The sequence below is a fragment of the Lysinibacillus sphaericus genome (assembly GCF_002982115.1).
Lineage (GTDB): Bacteria > Bacillota > Bacilli > Bacillales_A > Planococcaceae > Lysinibacillus > Lysinibacillus sphaericus.
The window spans coordinates 2845149-2863631 of the sequence record NZ_CP019980.1; the positions used below are offsets into that span (position 1 = coordinate 2845149).

General features: G+C 36.4%; 23 protein-coding genes. 8 read left to right on the forward strand and 15 right to left on the reverse strand.

The window, feature by feature from the left end:
* The first annotated feature begins 27 nt into the window (after nucleotides 1-27).
* The 3 genes from LS41612_RS14385 (at nucleotide 28) to LS41612_RS14395 (ending at nucleotide 2539) form a co-directional block, all read left to right on the forward strand.
* Complete coding sequence (locus LS41612_RS14385) at nucleotides 28-1185, forward strand: oligosaccharide ABC transporter ATP-binding protein MsmX (RefSeq protein WP_024363461.1); 1158 nt, start codon at nucleotides 28-30, stop codon at nucleotides 1183-1185.
* A 339-nt stretch (nucleotides 1186-1524) separates the two neighbouring features.
* Entirely contained in the window at nucleotides 1525-2013 is a 489-nt protein-coding gene (locus tag LS41612_RS14390; RefSeq protein WP_024363460.1) for a flavin reductase family protein, read from the forward strand.
* A 109-nt stretch (nucleotides 2014-2122) separates the two neighbouring features.
* Nucleotides 2123-2539: a YhfM domain-containing protein gene (locus tag LS41612_RS14395; protein ID WP_024363459.1), complete on the forward strand. Its 417-nt coding sequence runs from the start codon at nucleotides 2123-2125 to the stop codon at nucleotides 2537-2539.
* A 116-nt stretch (nucleotides 2540-2655) separates the two neighbouring features.
* Here LS41612_RS14395 and LS41612_RS14400 read toward each other — a convergent pair whose 3' ends face one another.
* The 3 genes from LS41612_RS14400 to LS41612_RS14410 form a co-directional block, all read right to left on the reverse strand.
* Complete coding sequence (locus LS41612_RS14400; protein ID WP_080653350.1) at nucleotides 2656-2811, reverse strand: YezD family protein; 156 nt, start codon at nucleotides 2809-2811, stop codon at nucleotides 2656-2658.
* 373 nt (nucleotides 2812-3184) lie between these two features.
* Nucleotides 3185-3859: a phosphopantothenoylcysteine decarboxylase domain-containing protein gene (locus LS41612_RS14405; RefSeq protein ID WP_024363458.1), complete on the reverse strand. Its 675-nt coding sequence runs from the start codon at nucleotides 3857-3859 to the stop codon at nucleotides 3185-3187.
* 83 nt (nucleotides 3860-3942) lie between these two features.
* The gene (locus LS41612_RS14410) at nucleotides 3943-4818 is read right to left on the reverse strand and encodes a LysR family transcriptional regulator (RefSeq protein ID WP_024363457.1); all 876 of its coding nucleotides are present in this window, start codon (nucleotides 4816-4818) and stop codon (nucleotides 3943-3945) included.
* Between the two features lie 131 nt (nucleotides 4819-4949).
* On the opposite strand from LS41612_RS14410, the gene LS41612_RS14415 reads away from it, so the two are divergent.
* A complete protein-coding gene (locus LS41612_RS14415; RefSeq protein WP_024363456.1) occupies nucleotides 4950-5849 on the forward strand; it encodes a DMT family transporter in 900 nt (299 codons plus the stop codon).
* Nucleotides 5850-5958: 109 nt separating this feature from the next.
* Here the strand turns inward: LS41612_RS14415 and LS41612_RS14420 are convergent, their stop codons facing one another.
* Together LS41612_RS14420 and LS41612_RS14425 are read right to left on the reverse strand one after the other, a co-directional pair.
* Entirely contained in the window at nucleotides 5959-6468 is a 510-nt protein-coding gene (locus LS41612_RS14420) for a general stress protein (RefSeq protein ID WP_024363455.1), read from the reverse strand.
* A 199-nt stretch (nucleotides 6469-6667) separates the two neighbouring features.
* Nucleotides 6668-7117, reverse strand: a complete 450-nt coding sequence (locus LS41612_RS14425) for a Dps family protein (RefSeq protein WP_024363454.1) — start codon at nucleotides 7115-7117, stop codon at nucleotides 6668-6670.
* Between the two features lie 269 nt (nucleotides 7118-7386).
* On the opposite strand from LS41612_RS14425, the gene LS41612_RS14430 reads away from it, so the two are divergent.
* Entirely contained in the window at nucleotides 7387-7914 is a 528-nt protein-coding gene (locus LS41612_RS14430; RefSeq protein WP_024363453.1) for a GNAT family N-acetyltransferase, read from the forward strand.
* A gap of 200 nt (nucleotides 7915-8114) precedes the next feature.
* Here the strand turns inward: LS41612_RS14430 and LS41612_RS23920 are convergent, their stop codons facing one another.
* The 4 genes from LS41612_RS23920 to LS41612_RS14450 form a co-directional block, all read right to left on the reverse strand.
* Nucleotides 8115-8459 (reverse strand): IS3 family transposase, encoded by a 345-nt coding sequence (locus LS41612_RS23920; protein ID WP_024363452.1) that lies wholly within the window; start codon nucleotides 8457-8459, stop codon nucleotides 8115-8117.
* A gap of 23 nt (nucleotides 8460-8482) precedes the next feature.
* Nucleotides 8483-8806: a helix-turn-helix domain-containing protein gene (locus tag LS41612_RS14440; RefSeq protein WP_024363451.1), complete on the reverse strand. Its 324-nt coding sequence runs from the start codon at nucleotides 8804-8806 to the stop codon at nucleotides 8483-8485.
* Between the two features lie 124 nt (nucleotides 8807-8930).
* Nucleotides 8931-9455, reverse strand: coding sequence for a general stress protein (locus LS41612_RS14445; protein WP_024363450.1), 525 nt, complete (start codon nucleotides 9453-9455; stop codon nucleotides 8931-8933).
* A 91-nt stretch (nucleotides 9456-9546) separates the two neighbouring features.
* A complete protein-coding gene (locus LS41612_RS14450) occupies nucleotides 9547-9987 on the reverse strand; it encodes a Dps family protein (RefSeq protein ID WP_024363449.1) in 441 nt (146 codons plus the stop codon).
* 229 nt (nucleotides 9988-10216) lie between these two features.
* Here LS41612_RS14450 and pepF point away from each other — a divergent pair, with 229 nt between their 5' ends.
* Nucleotides 10217-12022 carry an oligoendopeptidase F gene (pepF, locus tag LS41612_RS14455; protein ID WP_024363448.1) on the forward strand — a complete coding sequence of 602 codons (1806 nt, stop codon included), beginning with the start codon at nucleotides 10217-10219 and terminating at the stop codon, nucleotides 12020-12022.
* A 224-nt stretch (nucleotides 12023-12246) separates the two neighbouring features.
* Nucleotides 12247-13230, forward strand: coding sequence for an SEC-C domain-containing protein (locus LS41612_RS14460; protein WP_024363447.1), 984 nt, complete (start codon nucleotides 12247-12249; stop codon nucleotides 13228-13230).
* 680 nt (nucleotides 13231-13910) lie between these two features.
* Here the strand turns inward: LS41612_RS14460 and LS41612_RS14465 are convergent.
* Nucleotides 13911-14102, reverse strand: coding sequence for a zinc-finger domain-containing protein (locus LS41612_RS14465; protein WP_024363446.1), 192 nt, complete (start codon nucleotides 14100-14102; stop codon nucleotides 13911-13913).
* 183 nt (nucleotides 14103-14285) lie between these two features.
* Here LS41612_RS14465 and LS41612_RS14470 point away from each other — a divergent pair, with 183 nt between their 5' ends.
* Nucleotides 14286-14678 (forward strand): ribonuclease HI family protein, encoded by a 393-nt coding sequence (locus LS41612_RS14470; RefSeq protein WP_024363445.1) that lies wholly within the window; start codon nucleotides 14286-14288, stop codon nucleotides 14676-14678.
* A gap of 37 nt (nucleotides 14679-14715) precedes the next feature.
* Here LS41612_RS14470 and LS41612_RS14475 read toward each other — a convergent pair whose 3' ends face one another.
* From LS41612_RS14475 to LS41612_RS14495, 5 genes are all read right to left on the reverse strand, one after another.
* The gene (locus LS41612_RS14475) at nucleotides 14716-15234 is read right to left on the reverse strand and encodes a hypothetical protein (protein ID WP_024363444.1); all 519 of its coding nucleotides are present in this window, start codon (nucleotides 15232-15234) and stop codon (nucleotides 14716-14718) included.
* Between the two features lie 294 nt (nucleotides 15235-15528).
* Nucleotides 15529-15864: a hypothetical protein gene (locus tag LS41612_RS14480; RefSeq protein ID WP_024363443.1), complete on the reverse strand. Its 336-nt coding sequence runs from the start codon at nucleotides 15862-15864 to the stop codon at nucleotides 15529-15531.
* A gap of 72 nt (nucleotides 15865-15936) precedes the next feature.
* On the reverse strand, nucleotides 15937-16461 hold the full coding sequence (locus LS41612_RS14485) for a hypothetical protein (RefSeq protein WP_024363442.1): 525 nt from the start codon (nucleotides 16459-16461) through the stop codon (nucleotides 15937-15939).
* A gap of 22 nt (nucleotides 16462-16483) precedes the next feature.
* Complete coding sequence (locus LS41612_RS14490) at nucleotides 16484-17437, reverse strand: SAR2788 family putative toxin (protein ID WP_024363441.1); 954 nt, start codon at nucleotides 17435-17437, stop codon at nucleotides 16484-16486.
* 87 nt (nucleotides 17438-17524) lie between these two features.
* Entirely contained in the window at nucleotides 17525-18241 is a 717-nt protein-coding gene (locus LS41612_RS14495) for a S8 family peptidase (RefSeq protein ID WP_051147755.1), read from the reverse strand.
* Nucleotides 18242-18483 lie beyond the last annotated feature (242 nt).

Sequence of the window (18483 nt, forward strand, 5' to 3'; positions counted from 1 at the left end):
AAAACCATTACAAGGGAGATGAACCAAATGGCAGAACTAAAATTACAACATATTTATAAAATCTATGATAAAAATGTCACGGCAGTAAAAGATTTTAATTTGGACATTGAAGATAAGGAATTCATTGTTTTCGTAGGTCCTTCAGGTTGTGGTAAATCTACCACATTACGTATGGTCGCGGGTCTCGAAGAAATTTCTCAGGGAGATTTAATCATTGATGGAAAACGCATGAATGATGTTGCACCAAAAGATCGTGATATCGCCATGGTATTCCAAAACTACGCCCTTTACCCACATATGAGCGTATATGAAAATATGGCATTTGGATTAAAACTGCGCAAATTACCGAAAGATGAAATTAACCGTCGTGTCAACGAAGCCGCACGCATTCTAGGTCTTGAGGAATATTTAAATCGTAAACCGAAAGCACTTTCGGGCGGTCAACGGCAACGTGTGGCATTGGGACGTGCCATTGTTCGGGATGCGAAAGTATTTTTAATGGATGAGCCTTTATCGAACTTAGATGCCAAGCTACGCGTTCAAATGCGTGCAGAAATTACTAAACTTCATCAACGCCTACAAACAACAACGATCTATGTTACCCATGACCAAACGGAAGCTATGACGATGGCAACGCGCCTCGTTGTTATGAAAGATGGTATTATTCAGCAAGTAGGAGCACCAAAAGAAGTTTATGAGCAACCTAAAAATGTTTTTGTTGGCGGTTTTATCGGCTCCCCTGCCATGAACTTCTTTACGGGTACGCTTACCGATGGCAAACTCAACATTGGCAGTACTTCTATTGCTATTCCACAAGAAAGAATGAAATACTTACTAGCGCAAGGCTACAACCATAAAGAAATTATAATGGGCATACGTCCAGAAGATTTCCACGATGAACAGGCGTTTATTGAATCATCGCCAGGGTCTAGAATCGAGGTAACGATTGAAGTGGCGGAATTAATGGGGGCTGAAATCATGCTCTATTCACAGGTCGAAGGGCAGCAATTTATTGCACGTGTGGATTCACATGCCAATGTTAAACCTGGTCAAGTTATCCCACTAGCACTCGATATGAACAAAGTCCACTTCTTCGATAAAGACACTGAAAACCGAATTATTCCAGGTGATAACAAACATAACGAAGACAATGAGGGCAATGAAACACCACTTGTTGTAAACTAAAAAAGGCGACTAATAACCAAAAAAGTGTTAGATTGGGCGCAATCAATCTAACACTTTTTACACGGTCATTGCTGTTTGCTACGGCGTTGCTTTTATGAACACATATATGAATGCCACTATCATCACTCGTATATTCTTATAATGTAATTTACCTCAGAAAAAGTCTCTATCCCATTTGTCCTCACTTAGCCCGTCTTTTGAGGGAACATCCAGCCGTTTCAATGAAAATGCGCTTTACAGTTGCTAGATTATTTTGTAGGCTTATCCATAATAGAACGAAGAAAATGCTACAAGAACAATCAAACGGATTTCTCCATAACATAACAAGAGGTGATGTGTATGACGGACAAAGTAACTGCATTTAAACAGGCATTAGGGAATTATCCAACAGGTGTCACAGTTGTTACAGCTTGCAATAATCTAAATGAACCGATTGGCTTAACGGTCAACTCCTTTGCATCGGTTTCCATAGATCCGCTTCTCATTCTATGGTCATTGGACAAAAAATCACAACTACATCCATTTTTTAGTACTACAGAAAAATTTGCGGTCAATATTTTAGCGTATGAGCAAACACATTTATGTACGGTATTTTCAAGTAAAATCGCTGACAGATTTGCGCAAGTTCATTGGTCTACTTCTGCACATGGTTTACCTATTTTGCATGATACGTTAGCTACGCTACAATGCGAAACATATAATAAAATTGATGCAGGTGACCATACGATTTTTATTGGGCAAGTTTTACAAATTGATAATAGACAGAAGGAACCTTTGCTCTATCACCGTAGACATCTTGGACAAATTCCAACGAGCTTTTACGAATAATCTGGTTTAAGTAGGTATTTCAAATTTCCCCTTTGAGATACCTTTTTTAACGTTTTAAAATCGCTGCTCATCGCAAGATTACGAGTGTAAAAGGAGTGAAACGATTATCATGCCCGATTATAGAAATATACTTGTCCCTTTATTATTCGTTTTCATTATTGCAGGTTGTACAAGCTTAGAAAAACAAAAAATTGAAGTTCAAAAAATGGCAGAAGACGGAGCTTATGAGGATTTTAAGGAAATTACCCATTCCAAAGAGGTAAAAGCGGTTAAACAAATACTACATCATGCTGACTGGGAGAAACGAAAAGTCGATATGGCAAGATTGCCAGACTATGAGTTTATATTTCAATTTGTTAATTCCAATACCAACGCAAAAGCCATCACTTATGCCGTTTGGATTGCTCCAAACAAAAACACACTAGAGGTCGTACAAGGTGAACAGCAATATGTTCATTTGAACGAAAAGGATTCTAGCACTTTGTTCGAAGCATTAACAGACAGTAAACTAGCAGATGTCAAATAAAGAAACATTTAGTGCGTTTTTTCGTTTATCGATTTTTAGTGTAAGACTACCTATGTGGCGTCAAAGGGCGCTTTTAAGGTAGTCTTTTGTTGAGTCTTCCGCATTCTATTAAAACTTTACTTTTTCTGTGGAAATCTTTGCTTTTCAAGTCGATTAATTTGTACAATCACACCATCTTGAATGGTAATTTGCACTTCACCAAATTCTAAATTTTGAATGGCCTTCGCAATCACTTCTAATTTCTTATCATCAATCTTAGACAGTTGAGACATACGATACACCCCTTCTTTTTTCACTTTTTGTATAAAAGACATTCAAGCATCAAAATGACTAGTTCTCTTATCTCTAAAGATAGTACTGAATTTGCATTTTACTCTCCTAGCTTCAGTACTACGTTTCTTGGAAATAATTCTATAATTCAGAAAACCTATTGTCAATATAAATATTATAAAACCTAGCTGAATACTTTGTAATTAAGAAAAAAGTTTCATTTTTCCCTTACAATTCCATATTTTTAATACCTTATTTCATCAATAGTGTTAGTGGCAAGTGGTAAATCACCTTTACTTTATTCATATTTTGGAACGGAATGATGTATGACAACAAAAAAACTGTGCAGAATATCATCTTCTACACAGTTTGTTGTTATACATTTTGTAAGTAATTCATCAATACTTTTGCCGTTTCTTGTTTGCCAATTACTTTGATGGGATCACCTTGTGCAGGTACAATCCAATGAGGCTCTTGACCACCGTACAGCGATTGCGAGCTATTAGCAACCATGCATTGTGCGTTCGCCGTTTCCATACGAAGACGTGCACGCGATAGTAAGAACTGTTCATCCTCTGTTGCCTCTAGCTTAAAGCCTACTAACGTGACATTCGGTTGCCAGCCCTTTATTTGTCCTAACACTTTCGGTGCTTTTTTAAAGTGAATAATAGGAGGCTCGTCGGACGGCATTTTACCCGCACCTTCCATGAGATTGCCCGATTGATCGTAAACTTTATCAATTACCCAATCAGAGCCGGCCGCTGCCATGATCACGATATCTACTTGTCCTTCCTGTACCGCATGGCGAACCTTGTCACCTAAATCTTCAATCCCCTCAAAGCGTACAGTACGCATTTTATCTTGGTTAACTGGAAGTTGTGCAAAATAGCCATGCATATAGATAACATCTGCCCCAGCTTCTAATGCTGCTTCAGCCAAATAGCAGCCCATCGTCCCCTTCGATAAATTCGTATGCCCGCGCACACGATCCCATTTTTCAAGTGTTCCCCCACTTGTAATGAGTACGGTTTTTCCTTGTAATGTCCCCACTCACACTCACCTTTTCTTTTCAAACTATCATGAAATACTAAGCTTTCTTCATGTTCTATTTTAACGTAAAAAGTTAAAATAACCTATTTCTTATTTTGTTCTTTCAGCCAAGCACTTAAAATTTCCGCAAATTTTTTTGTCACTGGTGAGGCTTGGTGTTTCATTGCCAGCCCAATTGTTCGATAACCACCTTGTTTTAACGGGATGGCCTTTAATGAAGACGGCAATCGATTAATAACTAAGCGAGGTAAAATACTAATTCCTAAATGATGCGAAATCATTGAAATAATTCCTACTTCCTCTGACAGCTCAAAGCGGATGTTTGGTTTCACATGATACTGCTCTAAAAGAACTTTTACATCATTGGTACCCCGATATGACGTCATTATAAAAGGCATATCCTCTAATTCAGCAATATCAATTTCTGCTCGGTTATAGAGAGAACTTTGATTGGAAACGATACATAAAAGAGGGTCTTGTACTAACTGGATAAATTGGAATTGTTCCGATTTTTGACCATTTAAAAACCCAGCATCCACAACACCGCTTTGTAACCACTGTTCGATTTCATAATAATCGCCTTCGCGCAATTCTACTTGTATGCCTGGAAACTGATTGTCCATAATACGAATAATTTCGGGCATCCAATTGGATGAAATACTAGAAATAACACCTATTCGCAATTTACCACGGGTCACACCAAGAATATGGGCCGCTTCTTGCTGTAATAATTCATTTGCATCGAGAACTTGACGCATCGCACGCAGCATCGTTTGTCCTTCGCTCGTTAATGTTACACCTGTTCGACTTCGATGGATTAGTGCAAATCCACATTCTTTCTCTAAGCTTGAAACAGCATGACTAACTGCCGATTGGGTTAATCCAAGCGCATCAGCTGCTTTTGTAAAACTCGATACTTCAGCAACTTTATTCAAAATCTCGTATTTGACTAAACTCATTCACTTTCCCTCTTATACATGAATTTTTTTAATATTAATCATTATAAACATTCGTTTTACTAATCACAATACAAGATATATAGTAAATTTTAGTATAAAACTGTTTTAGTACACAGATTGAAGGTGGCATAATGAGTAATCAAGGAAAAGCAAATTTACTAATGGTAATTGTAACAATGTTTTGGGGATTGTCTTATACGTTTATGGTTATGGGGCTTGAAACATTGGCTGTTTATAATGTGGTAGCGTTACGTTGTATTATCGCATTTTTTGCAGCAGGCATACTCTTTTATAAACGCATGATCAAAGTCGATTTCAAAACATTAAAATACGCAGCTATTCAAGGTTTGCTTTTATTCATTGTGTTTGCACTTAGCTTATTCGGACTGGAGACTACTTCCGTTTCCAACGCAGGATTTATTTTAAGTCTGACAGTTGTGCTAGTGCCTATATTCAGTAGCTTTATCGACAAAAAATTGCCTTCAAAAGCTGTTAGTTTTGCGATTGTTAGCACAATGATTGGTATTACTGTATTAACTGTACAACATTCATTTACTTTCCAAACAGGCGATATTTTAGTCGCTATTGCTGCGTTAAGCTATTCAATTTATCTGCTGTTAAACGGTCGATTTACTCGTAGCGTAGAGTCGATTTCATACGGCATCTATCAACTCGGCTTCGCTGGATTGTATGCACTTGTTTTAACGCTACTTTTTGAAACACCAACACTTCCAAATTCTACTACTTCATGGATTGCCATTTTAGGGCTTGGTATTATTTGTAGCGCATTTTGCTTTGTTGGCCAAACTGTTGCACAACAGTATACATCTGCTACACATACAGGGCTTATCTTTTCATTGGAGCCTATTTTTGCCGCGATGTTTGCCATGATGTTTATCGGTGAGGGGCTTACGGTTAAATTACTGATTGGTGGTAGCTTTATTTTAATCGGCAATCTTGTTGCCCAACTGGAACATCTTCACCTTTTACGCTTTATAAGAAAACATGAACAGGAAAAAGTGATGCATTAATCAATACGAAAAGAGTGAGATTGACCATAATCAATCCCACTCTTTTCTATTATCTGCTGCTCTGCCCACTCGGTGAGCGCTTTCCGCGACAATAATCATTTATCGTTAACTACAAATATCTTCTTATTTGTTCCGCATCATTCATACGCTCTTCAGCCTTTAAGCGTTCCTCACGTTGAGCTGGTGTCTCATCCACAATCGATTCAGGTGGCGTGACACGTGTATCCAGCGCATCCAGTTGTGCACGTTGTGATTCGACGCCAAGTGTAGCCGATGTTGGATCGATGTTGTCATCATGTTCTGCATATAATACAATGGCCCCTTCTTCCACAAGTTGTGCGTAATATGCTGTCTGACCCTCTGTCAAATCAAAACGTTTTAATCCTTCTGTGACCGCTGTTTCTCCTGTAAACCATGATTTAATTTGGTCAAACCAATTACCAGCTTCGTGGGTTTTCACATCAGCGTTCCATTTGACATCTTCCAAATCGCTAGCTTCTCTTGCAATAATATGGATTTCATCCGTGTGGTAACCTTCCATGCGCATACATTTTAAAATGTGAAACATCTCTTCTCTCGTATGTGCAACTTCAATTTTTGGGTTTTGTTCATTCATCATGTTCAATTCCTCCTAATTTGTAAGGCTTACTATGTATGTACCCCGACACTTTAAGAAAAAACCCTTTTTATGCATCCTTTATACAACTGTAATAATTGTCATCTCAATTATTATTCTGTTGCCTGTTTGTCATATTGCCTGTCCTCCCAAAATTAAAAAAACACTTGGAGCTTTAACTAAACTCCAAGTGCTCTGTATTTTAAGCGCCTTTTTTATCAAGAAAGGCTTTTAACATCCAAGTATGTTTTTCAAGGGATTGATACATCGCATTCAGCAAATCTTCTGTACGGTCATCGCCTTCTTCTGCAGCAAGCTGCATCGTATTATTGATAGCTTGCATTTGCTTTTCAAAGTCAGAAATAGTAGTTGCGACCATTTCCTCTGCTGTCTCTTTTCCCGTTGCTTCTTCTACATAGGATAACTCAAGGTATTCTTTTAAAGTAGCGACAGGCTCGCCACCTTTGGATAGAATACGTTCAGCCGTATCATCAAAATTTAATGTAACCTCATTGTATAATTCTTCAAATTTTGCATGGAGTGTAAAAAAGGCATTCCCGGTTACATACCAATGATAGTTATGTAGTTTTGTATACAGTACCGACCATGTTGCTACGAGTTTATTCAATTCCTTGTTTAAATCTTGTGGCATAATTACCCCTCCAAATTATTGTTATTTTTATAATTTCAGTATGCAATATACTGTCGAACCCTGTCAAGTAGACACCTTAAATAAAATAAAAAATAACAAAAAGGGTAAAAATCTTAATACACTATGTACGATTGGCATCCAAATAAAAAGAACTCTACATTGAGTACTTTGAACAAGCATACTTGATAGAGTTTGTTAAAGCATTATGTCCTTAAATTACGTATAATGGAATAAAAACGTTGGATACATCTTGCCAAAAAGGAGACTCTATGAATATTACATTAAGCCAATTGACATACGTTGATATGGAAAGTTTATATACATTCGAGCTTACTAATCGGGCTTATTTCGAAAAAATGGTACCTAGTCGTGGTGATGATTATTATGAATTTAATAATTTTCAAAAGCAAAACCTTATGCTAATACATGAACAAGAGCAAGAACGATCTTATTTCTATTTAATCAAAAATGAACTTGGACAAATCGTTGGGCGCATCAATTTAACCGATATAGATAAAAAACAACTGTTAGGTCATATCGGTTATCGAGTTGGCGATGAACATAGCAGCAAGGGCATTGCTAATAAAGCGTTAAAGTTATTATTAACAATCGCGAGCAATAAAGGCATTCGACAAATTGCTGCGAAAACAACAACAAACAATATAGCTTCACAAAAAGTATTAGAAAAAAATGGATTTATATACACTGGCACAAGTTCTGAAGAGTTTGCAATGAATGGACAAAAATTAAAGTTTGTTTATTATAATTGGAACGATTCGGAGGCAAGCCGTTTGTAACAATAAGGTTTATTTAATCCTAGTATCACTTAAAATAGTAACTACTTCAACAAAGGGTTATAGCCAAAATATAGTAGTAGACGAAATAAACCGAATGCAAATTATATGTACTACAAGCGTCCTTCATTTTAGCATTCGGTTTATTAATTTAGTTTATATATTTTTAGCAGTATTCCGCAATTTCTAAACTACAATCAATACTATTCCTCATTGAATAGATTTCCAACAGGATTTTTTAGAGTTGGGGTAGGCTGTGGTGCGTCCATTTGCATACTTTGTGATGGCGAAGCAGCTAGTTTCATCAATCGATAAATCCGTTTATGATTAAATTGTTTATTGTATTTATGGTTTAGATGTAGCTTCATTTTGCGATAGCCAAATTTTGCTTGTCCCTTTTCATGTAGCGCGTTTATTTCTTTTAAAATCTCGTTATTTTCAAGCTGCCTTTTTGTTGGTACGCGCTGTGTCCATTTATAATAAGCTGAGCGTGCAATTCCTGCGCATTCGCATAGTAGCGAGATAGAGTAGTGGTCGTTGTGATGCAATGCTTGAATGGCTGTATATTTATTTACATAACTCTCCTCCCTTCGATATCCTCTAGCTTTTTTAGCAATGCATTTTCTGTACGTAGACGTTCATTTTCGCGTTCAAGATATTTTATTTCTTCTTTAAATTGTTCTTCTATTGTACGCTCCTGTTCTTTTTTAGTTCGCCCGCGTTTATCTTGTAGCGATGCTTCGTCACCCGCTTCATATTTTTTAACCCATTGGTAAACTTGTTGGTACGACACTTGAAACCTATCTGCAGTAAGTTGGTAGTTTTTATCATGCTTTAAACAAAAGAAAACGATTTGAACTCGTTCCTCTAATGTCGTTTTTCTTCCCTTTGGCATCAGTTCGGCTATCCTTTCAGCAATTCCTTTTTATACTATTATAATAGTTAGAACAATAAACGAGAACAGAATAGTAAAGCAATATATTGTAAAAACCCCCTTCTTTAACAGAAGAGGGTTTTACTTACGTATTATCTTTATTCAATTGTTCCGCTTCTTCCAAACTTTCTTCTGCTCTTAACCGATGCTCTCGTTGCTCAGGCGTCTCGACATGATCAATCGTATCAATAAATGGTTCAGGCGCAGTAACGCGAGGTTCAAGTGGATTATGCCAATAGCGATTTTCCTCTTGATCAATCGCTATTGTTACTGGGGTATCTGTGTTGGCCTTCTCGCCAAACACAACAATAGCACCATGCTCTACAAGTTGTGCATAATAGGCCGTTTGCCCCTCACTTAAATGAAAACGTTTGACGCCTTCTTTTACAGCAGATTCACCTGTAAACCATGATTTAAACTGATCGAGCCAATTGCCTGCCTCATGCGTGTGTATATCTGTTTCCCATTTAATGTCCGCAAATGGCGTAGCGTCCTTCGCAATAATATGAATATCATTCGTGTGAAAACCTCGGTTATGCATTTGTTTTAATATTTCTAGCATTTCCTCTTTCGAGTGTGCCACTTCAATATATGGATTTTGTTCATTCATGCAATATATGTCCTCCTATTTTTAATGGCCACTCCATACTTATTCGTATCAGAGGAACTGCCTTTACTGTTTTTTTGTCTTCCTTTTAAAGTTATTCGTTCAGGAATGCTTTTAACATCCATGCATGTTTTTCAAGTGACTGATACATAGCGTTTAATAAGTCTTCCGTTCGATCGTCGCCCTCTTCTGCCGCAAGCTCCATCGTTGCGTTTAAAGCTTTCATCAACTTTTGGAAATCAGAAATTGTTGTAGCAACCATTTCTTCCGTTGTTTCTTTACCTGTTGCTTCTTCTATATAAGAAAGCTCCAGATGCTCTTTTAAAGTAGCTACTGGTTTGCCATCTTTGGATAGAATACGCTCTGCGATTTCATCTAAATTTAATGTTGTTTCATTATATAATTCTTCAAATTTTTCATGCAGTGTAAAAAAGGCACTGCCTGTTACATACCAATGGTAGTTATGCAATTTTGTATACAGTACAGAGTATGTTGCTACTAGCTTATTTAGTTGCTTGTTTAAATTTTGTGACATAATATCTCCTCCAATAATTCATACTAGCCTTTAGTATGCGTTACTTTGTACTCTGGCTATACTTCATTTTTCCCTACTGACACAATTTCAAACACGTTCTGCTTCTTTTTTTAAAAAAATCATGATTTCGCTAGGCTACTAAAATCTTATTCTTCCCCCTGCAATTATTTCACTTTTCGAAATAGTTTCGTTATAATGGAATCACTTACGTTAAAAGGGGTGTTCTGACATGGAAGTATTACCATTAAGGAAAGATGTTGCAGTGGAAGAAACGTGGAATTTACAGGATTTACTTGAAAATGACGCTGATTTTGAACCTGCATTAGCTCAGTTTGTAGAAGATGCAGTAAAATTTGAAAGCACCTATAAGGGGAGCATTACGGATGCGCAAAAGGTAATTGAGGTACTGACAGCCTTTGAAGCATTACAAGTAGGCATTATCCCTCTGGGAACCTATGCGAGCTTAAATATACAGGCTGATCGTACGGATGACGTTGCACAAATGCGCGCAGCAAAATTTAGCACGGCGATTGGAAAAATTAGCAGTTCCATCGCATTTGTGAATAGCGAATTGCTTGCATTAGACGAAACCATTTTAGAGCAAGCTGCAGCGTCAAGTCCCCTATATAATCGCTATATCACACAACTGTTAAAGCAAAAGCCTCATCAACTACATCCTGAAGTAGAAAAAACGCTTGCTGCTTTGCGTTCTACATTCGACGCACCTTATGAAATTTATAACACGACAAAGCTCGTGGATATGCATTTCGGGGAGTTTGAGGCAAATGGCAAAAATCATCCACTTAGCTATGTGTTATTCGAAAATGATTGGGAACTTGAAAGCGATCCAACGATACGTCGAGCAGCATTCAATGCCTTTTCTAACAAGCTTCGTGAGTATCAACATACTACGGCAAAAGTATATAACACGCATATCCAGCAAGAGAAAACAATCGCCGATTTACGGGGCTTCGACTCTGTCATTGACTTTTTATTATTTGACCAAGATGTCGATCGTTCGCTTTATAATCGTCAAATTGACCTTATTACAAAAGAGCTTGCCCCACATATGCGTCGTTATGCCAAGCTTGTACAAAAAGCGCATGGCTTAGATAAAATGACGTTTGCTGATTTAAAAATATCACTCGATCCAAGCTATGATCCAAAATTAACAATGGCAGAAGCAAAAGATTATGTTGAAAAATCATTAGCTGTAATGGGTAAAGATTATGAGGAAATGATTGAAAGGGCGTTCAACGAGCGCTGGATTGATTACGCACCAAATAAAGGAAAATCTACAGGCGCATTTTGCTCAAGTCCCTACGGTAGCCATCCGTACATTTTAATGTCATGGAATGAGCGTATGAACGAGGTATTCACACTAATCCATGAGCTTGGTCACGCCGGTCATTTTGTTAATGCACATGCACATCAATCGTATTTGAATAATCGCCCTTCCCTCTACTTTATCGAGGCACCATCTACAATGAATGAAATGCTATTAGCAAACTATTTATTGACACATAATGATGATAAACGCTTTAAACGTTGGGTTATATCAAACATCGTATCGAAAACATATTATCATAACTTCGTCACACATTTACTAGAGGCAGCATACCAACGTAAAGTATATGAACTAGTGGACGCTGGCGAATCAGTGAATGCTACAGTATTGAATCAATTAAAACGTACTGTTTTAGAAGATTTCTGGGGCGATACTGTCCATATCCTAGAAGGCGCAGAATTAACATGGATGCGTCAGCCTCATTACTATATGGGCTTGTATCCATACACATATAGTGCTGGTTTAACGATTTCTACACAAGTATCGCAACGTATTTTAAAAGAAGGTAGTACGGCTGTAGATGAATGGTTAAAAGTACTGCAAGCAGGTGGCACTAAATCGCCTGTAGAGCTTGCCCAAATGGCAGGTGTTGATGTCACGACAGATCAACCGCTGCGAGATACAATTGCTTACATCGGTCAGTTAATTGACGAGCTTGAAAGACTAACAGCAGAGATTGAAGTCTAATAGTATTACCATCTACGCTCAATTCAAGTGCGTAGATGGTTTTCTTTTTTTAGTTCTAAGCTAGAAAATACATACATATAATAGAATTAGGGCGTCCCTCTAATTTTTTGATATTTCAAAATAGATAATCATTTTTCTTCATACAAAAGTACCGTTATTATTAAGTGTACGCAATTTATTTAGCAAAAATCGACTAACAATTTTCAAAGGAAGTGTTTCTAATTATGGTAAAACGTAATGATCCATGCCCATGCGGTAGCGGCAAAAAATACAAAAAATGTTGTGAAGGTAAACAGCAAGTTACAGTTGAAGCTGTAGCAATCGAAGAACTAGAGCGTGTACTACAAACATTCTATTTAGAATATCCAGAACGCAAAGATGTTCGTGCTTATATCGAGCATGTTGGCACATGGCAGCCTAAATTAGAGAGCGTACTACAACGTGAGCTTATTGAAGCGATTGCGTTAGACGACTTCTTCTTCCATCAAGAGCCATCTATTTGGAAAGGGTATTTAAAGAAAACGAAGAAAAAGACGGTAAGACCTTCAACTTTAAAAGTACTTGAAGGCTGGTCACAACCTACACTCTTTATTGGTACGGTAACTGTTGTAGAGGAAAAATATTTTAAAGCTAGTCATGTTCTTTCAAATGAAGAAATTTATATCCGTCGCGAAAATGATAAGCCAATTCCTGAGGGAATGCATGTCTTTGCGTTTATCCTGCCAGATGGCACGAAGCAGGAAGCGCATTATCTAGCGGTATCAACGCTTATATTCTTCCCACATGACCATGAACAAGTATTTGTGAAGTTAAAAGAAAACTTTGAGGCTTCGAATAAGAAAGTTCAAACATTCTTAAAAGAAGATCATCTAACATTCTGGGAGCTACTTGTGTCTAACGGCTACAAGGGCGAAGAATTCACAAACTTCGAGAACGGTGTTATTACGCAAGTCAAGGAATTCCTTGAACAAAATGAGCGTGAAACAGCTCCGATGCTTGAACTATTAGAGGATTACTTAATCGAAGGACAACCCTCTGCACGTAAAGAAGCGGCCATCGCAGCAGGTGCTATTCGCTACGGTCAGGAAAAAGAGCTATTTGAATCACTTTCTATGACAGTCAAAGAAATTGCAGCGACTTTCGATATTTCCCCTTCCTCTTTAACAAAATACTACCAAGATCTAAGTCAATACGCTTCAACAAAATAAAAAACAAAAACAAGTGTTAGATTGAGTTACAATCAATCTAACACTTGTTTTGCTAAAGCGGTATTTGCCTTCTATCCGCGATTTCTTCTGTTTTACCCGCGTTTGATGGACCTCTATCCGCGATTTACACTGTTTTACCCGCGTTTGATGGACTTCTATCCGCGATTTACACTGTTTTACCCGCGTTTGATGGACTTCTATCCGCGATTTACACTGTTTTACCCGCGTTTGATGGACTTCTATCCGCGATTTACACTGTTTTACCCGCGTTTGGTGGACTTCTATCCGCGATTTACACTGTTTTACCCGCGTTTGGTGGGCTTCTATCCGCGATTTACACTGTTTTACCCGCGTTTGGTGGACTTCTATCCGCGATTTACACTGTTTTACCCGCGTTTGGTGGGCTTCTATCCGCGATTTACACTGTTTTACCCGCGTTTGGTGGACTTCTATCCGCGATTTACACTGTTTTACCCGCGTTTCAAAAAATAAATAGAAAAAAGCTACGTTCGTTATCTGCATAATAACAGATAACAAGGTAGCTTTTTCTATGGTAACCAACCAATTTTATTATTTCCGAACATATAGTTATTTATGCAAGAAAAGCACTACATATGCTTAATTTCATGCATAAAAATTTCTTATTGGATATTTTTATGTGAGTTCTCACAATCGGCGCCTTATTTGCTATACACTTTCATTAGCTCCTCCCCTAAAAACTGCAGTCGCTCTCCTACTGTACACGCCTCAATACAAAAACGATGGGCCCCTTGTTTCCCACGCTCTTTCCGCAGTTGCTTAATGACTAAGCAATCAGCACAGTACATATCATGTAGTTCATCAATATCTTTCATAACCGTCACTTTATCCATTAAGAACATTCGCCCCCTTCACGTCCAAATTTCATGTCTTTCTATTATGAAGTCAACATTGTGTTCAAGCAACTATTTTGTTCATCCTAATTTAACAAAAATTGTTTCAATCATTTGGAGGTTGTCAAACAGCCCCATTGCTGTACAATAAAATGGAAGTCTAATCGCAAAGTAGGGATTTTCATGTTAGAGGTCTATATCGATGCGGCAAGTGCAGGTAATCCTGGCCCTAGCGGCATTGGCATTTTTATTAAAGGAGAAGGCCATCACGTACAAATTAGTGAGTACATCGGTCATACAAATAATCATATCGCCGAATTCACCGCATTAGTACGGGGCTTAGAAGAAGCACAAAAACTAGGTACAAGCATTGTCTCCGTCCGTTCCGATTCAAAAGTGGTCGTTACATCTATAGAAAAAGAATATGTCAAAAACGAAGAATTTAAACCTTTTCTTGAACAAGCATTAACACTTGCAAATAATTTTGATTTATTTTTCATCAAATGGATTCCAGATGGGCAAAATAAAGCAGCAGATGCACTAGCACGCAACGCTATTCAAAAAGAAAAAAATTAAAAAAATAGGGGGACCGCCCGCTAAAACAAGCAGTCCCCTATTCGCTTATTTTTATTTCATTGTACGTTTCTAAAAGTCCTCGATAAGAACTTTCTTCAGAGAACCAAAGTTTTTCATTTTTACAAAACTCCACAAAATTAAAAAATTCCTTTTTCACTTCATTTTTAAAAAGTTCGATAGGAACTAGAAAGCGTTGGTGACAATCTAGTTGTATTTCATAAAACTCACCAACTTCTTGAATTACCGTATCATTATAGGAAGCATTATCTAAAAAAACAATTCCATGACTTCTTCCATCATAGTGATTATTAAAAATATAAATTAAATCACTCCACGTTTCTAATAAACTTTCCGTTAATTGTTCTTCACCAAAAATCACCACATTATTATAAATTAAGCTCACAAAGCCACATAAGTAATCACCTTCGTTTTCTTCTAATATCTTCTGTGCCATTTCCACAGCTAATGGATTGGTAATAGGAAAACTTTCGATTTTATAAACAGGAGCAGTTATATCTTCTTCTCCTATAAAAGTCTCGATTTTTAGTTTATTCATACAAAGCACCACACTTTTTGAAAACGAGTCTCATGTTAAAAGTCTTAAATCAGAGGAACTGCTCATTGGAAATAAGCAGTCCCTTGTCTGTATTTTTACCTTTCAACTTCTTTCATCTTCATCATAAAGTAATTCATCATACGTTTCTAAAATTCCACGATATAAACTTTCTTCGGCGAACTGTAATTTTTCATTCTTACAAAACTCCACAAAATTAAGAAATTCCTTCTTTACCTCATTCCGGAATAGCTCTATAGGTACGAGAAAACGCTGTAAATGATTTAGTTGAATTTCTTAAAAATGGCCAATTTCTTGAACTAATGCATTGCCCTTGTAATTATCTAAAAAAGTAATATCAATACTTCTTCCATCATATCTATGGTTTAAAATATAGATTAAATCACACCACGTATCTAATAAATCTCCCGTTAATTGTTCTTCACCAAAAATCACCACATTATTATAAATTAAGCTCACAAAGCCACATAAGTAATCGCCCTCGTTTTCTTCTAATATCTTCTGTGCCTTTTCCACTGCTAATGGATTGGTAATAGAAAAACTTTCGATTTTATAAACAGGAGCATTTAAATCTTCTTCCCCTATAAATGTTTCGATTTTTAGTTTATTCATAGAACACCCTAGTTATGGGGACTGCTCGCTAAAAACAAGCAGTCTCCCTAATAAATTTTAGATTTTAGCCTTCTAGTTTTTATCTTCTTCATTTTGTATTAATTCATCATACGTTTCTAATAGCGCTTGATATAAACTCACTTCTGCAAACTGTAGTTTTTCATTTTTACAAAACTCCACAAATTTGAAAAATTCCTTTTTCAGTTCATTTTTGAATGATTCTTTTGGCAAGAGGAATTGGCTTGAACTATTAAGTTCAATTTGATAAAACTGCCCTATTTCTTTAATTACTGTATCATCATAAGAAGCATTATCTAAAAAAACTATCCCATGCCTTCTCCCATCATAATGATTATCAAAAATATAAATTAAATCACACCACGTATCTAATAAGTCTTCAGTTAATTGCTCTTCTCCAAAAATAACAATATCATTATAAATTATGGATACATAGCCACTTAAGTAATCTCCTTCATTTTCTTTTAAAATAGTCTGTGCCATTTCAACAGCTAAAGGATTTGTAATAGAGATATTTTTAATAGTTGTATCTGAAACATTATCCCGACTAATAAATGTCTCAATTATTGGTTTGTACATAAAAATGATTCACCTTCTTTTTTTATTTACCAACTGGATAAGCAGAATTTATATGCCCAGTCCTACTAATCCTAACTCTATATTCAATTCCGTTTACTTTCGCCTGCACTTTTATCCCTTCCTTTTTAATTAGCTGTCTAGATATCTCAGATTTATTATTATTAATTACCGTTGTGACAATATTTTTAATATCATTTACAGATAAATCTGGATCAAAAAACGACTTTCCTTCATTTCCAGTCCAATAATTTGGATGATGATTTTCTAGAATATGTCTCATTTTAGCTTTCGTAAAGTAAACCTTTTTACCACCGCCTACATCCAAAGTGATATCTGTAAAGTTGGCTACAGCCTTTTTCGCCGCATCTTTTGATTTACTAAAAAATGTACGTTTGCCAATTTTCAGAACCTGTTTAAAACCAAATTTTTGTACTGTATATCTAACGACCGCACCACCGATTAAGTATACCAATTGCGGTATTACGTGTGCCTGCAACCTTACAGGATTGCTTTCAAAGGTTTCATCCGTTTCTAAATTCGTAAAGATTGTACTAAAATGGTCATCTTCCAATTGTTGCATCGTCACACGATAATGGTTTTGCTCAACAGTGCCGTTTTCTTCGATGACACTATCGATTAATATGTCTTCGCTTTCACTATCAAACTTGATGTCTAAATCAGCTTTCAAATCCTCGGACTCAAAAGTTGTTTGGACAAGTAATTCATTATCATATATTTCAATATTCCGAATATTTATCGTACTATCGTCTGAATAAATAAGATTTTTATTTAATTCATCGTATAGTTCTTGTTGGTATTCTTCTGTATTCACATCCTGTATTTCATCTATGGAAATCATCACAATAGGCTCATCAGATACTACATCATATTCCTGTGCAGAAATCAAATTGGGTGCAATATTTGCAAATAGCAACGCTGCAATAATAATAGATATAAAGTGTTTTTTCCATTTCATCGTTTCATTTCTCCTTTATTATTGTATAAATATCGTACCTTTGCCATATTCAGCTTCATTCCAAAAATCTTTTGTCACAGTATATTGTTATAAGATAGCGTTAAAATTTTCTTTTGACTCAACCTCCTTATATATTTCTTTCAACTGAATGAATAGATGTGTTGCATAGGCAGCTGCAAAAGAGGTTCCCGTAAAGACAGATGCTTGCCCATTATGATGAATACTTTGTACATTCTCCCCGTTAAAAACATAATCAATTTTTCCAATAGCTGAAAAAGAGGATCGTTTATTTTTTTCATTAATAGAACCTATTGACAATACACCATCCAATTTTGCTGGATAGTCAGTTGCTAAACCATATGTATTACCAGCTGCGGCGACTATAGTAATTCCTTGTTCTACTGCTTTTTCAATAGTAGATTCTAGTTCAGCATTGGGCGTTTGAAAGCCAAAACTAATATTAATGAAATCTACCTGTTTATCTATGCACCATGTAATAGCTTCTACTAAATGATCAATTGAGCCATTGCCTTGTGCATCTAAAAGTATAATATCGTATATTTTTAATTTAGCTTTTACTTCTCCTACAATAATTCCCGCGACTGGCGTACCATGATTAAAATCATCTTTAATTTTTTCCCCAGGATGCGTTAAATTGACTTCTTCAAATGCGACACCTTGAAAGACATCCAAATCTTTATTTATACCACTGTCCAGTACAGCAACTTTTATATATTCGCCGTCACTTTTTATTGCCAATTGTCCGAAGGTAAAATAACAAAGAATGCAAATAATCAATGACAACAATACACTAAATTTTTTATTGATAGTGTTCGCCACCTTGTTATGTAGTTGTTAAAAAATATTTCCAACATGGATTTCGTAAAGAGAGTTATTCTGTAGGGTTTTTCGAAGACAAATGAAGTTTTTCAATCATTTTTTAGATTATTCTAAATTATCTCAATAAAGGTTGTCAATCAATTTAATGTAGATTTCCATGCCAATTTTAATGGCGTTTCCTATTAGTTTAGTGGCGTTTTCTGTAG

What these genes read in the sequence shown, in the direction of transcription:
- LS41612_RS14450 (WP_024363449.1), bottom strand. Translation starts at nt 9,987, where the DNA reads ATGTCACAAAATTTAAACAAGCAACTAAATAAGCTAGTAGCAACATAC.
- LS41612_RS14395 (WP_024363459.1), top strand. Translation starts at nt 2,123, where the DNA reads ATGCCCGATTATAGAAATATACTTGTCCCTTTATTATTCGTTTTCATT.
- LS41612_RS14465 (WP_024363446.1), bottom strand. Translation starts at nt 14,102, where the DNA reads ATGGATAAAGTGACGGTTATGAAAGATATTGATGAACTACATGATATG.
- LS41612_RS14490 (WP_024363441.1), bottom strand. Translation starts at nt 17,437, where the DNA reads ATGAAATGGAAAAAACACTTTATATCTATTATTATTGCAGCGTTGCTA.
- LS41612_RS14460 (WP_024363447.1), top strand. Translation starts at nt 12,247, where the DNA reads ATGGTAAAACGTAATGATCCATGCCCATGCGGTAGCGGCAAAAAATAC.
- LS41612_RS14415 (WP_024363456.1), top strand. Translation starts at nt 4,950, where the DNA reads ATGAGTAATCAAGGAAAAGCAAATTTACTAATGGTAATTGTAACAATG.
- LS41612_RS14470 (WP_024363445.1), top strand. Translation starts at nt 14,286, where the DNA reads ATGTTAGAGGTCTATATCGATGCGGCAAGTGCAGGTAATCCTGGCCCT.
- LS41612_RS14390 (WP_024363460.1), top strand. Translation starts at nt 1,525, where the DNA reads ATGACGGACAAAGTAACTGCATTTAAACAGGCATTAGGGAATTATCCA.
- LS41612_RS14480 (WP_024363443.1), bottom strand. Translation starts at nt 15,864, where the DNA reads ATGAATAAACTAAAAATCGAAACATTTATAGGGGAAGAAGATTTAAAT.
- LS41612_RS14410 (WP_024363457.1), bottom strand. Translation starts at nt 4,818, where the DNA reads ATGAGTTTAGTCAAATACGAGATTTTGAATAAAGTTGCTGAAGTATCG.
- LS41612_RS14425 (WP_024363454.1), bottom strand. Translation starts at nt 7,117, where the DNA reads ATGCCACAAGATTTAAACAAGGAATTGAATAAACTCGTAGCAACATGG.
- pepF (WP_024363448.1), top strand. Translation starts at nt 10,217, where the DNA reads ATGGAAGTATTACCATTAAGGAAAGATGTTGCAGTGGAAGAAACGTGG.
- LS41612_RS14385 (WP_024363461.1), top strand. Translation starts at nt 28, where the DNA reads ATGGCAGAACTAAAATTACAACATATTTATAAAATCTATGATAAAAAT.
- LS41612_RS14440 (WP_024363451.1), bottom strand. Translation starts at nt 8,806, where the DNA reads ATGCCAAAGGGAAGAAAAACGACATTAGAGGAACGAGTTCAAATCGTT.
- LS41612_RS14475 (WP_024363444.1), bottom strand. Translation starts at nt 15,234, where the DNA reads ATGAATAAACTAAAAATCGAGACTTTTATAGGAGAAGAAGATATAACT.
- LS41612_RS14430 (WP_024363453.1), top strand. Translation starts at nt 7,387, where the DNA reads ATGAATATTACATTAAGCCAATTGACATACGTTGATATGGAAAGTTTA.
- LS41612_RS14420 (WP_024363455.1), bottom strand. Translation starts at nt 6,468, where the DNA reads ATGATGAATGAACAAAACCCAAAAATTGAAGTTGCACATACGAGAGAA.
- LS41612_RS14445 (WP_024363450.1), bottom strand. Translation starts at nt 9,455, where the DNA reads ATGAATGAACAAAATCCATATATTGAAGTGGCACACTCGAAAGAGGAA.
- LS41612_RS14485 (WP_024363442.1), bottom strand. Translation starts at nt 16,461, where the DNA reads ATGTACAAACCAATAATTGAGACATTTATTAGTCGGGATAATGTTTCA.
- LS41612_RS14400 (WP_080653350.1), bottom strand. Translation starts at nt 2,811, where the DNA reads ATGTCTCAACTGTCTAAGATTGATGATAAGAAATTAGAAGTGATTGCG.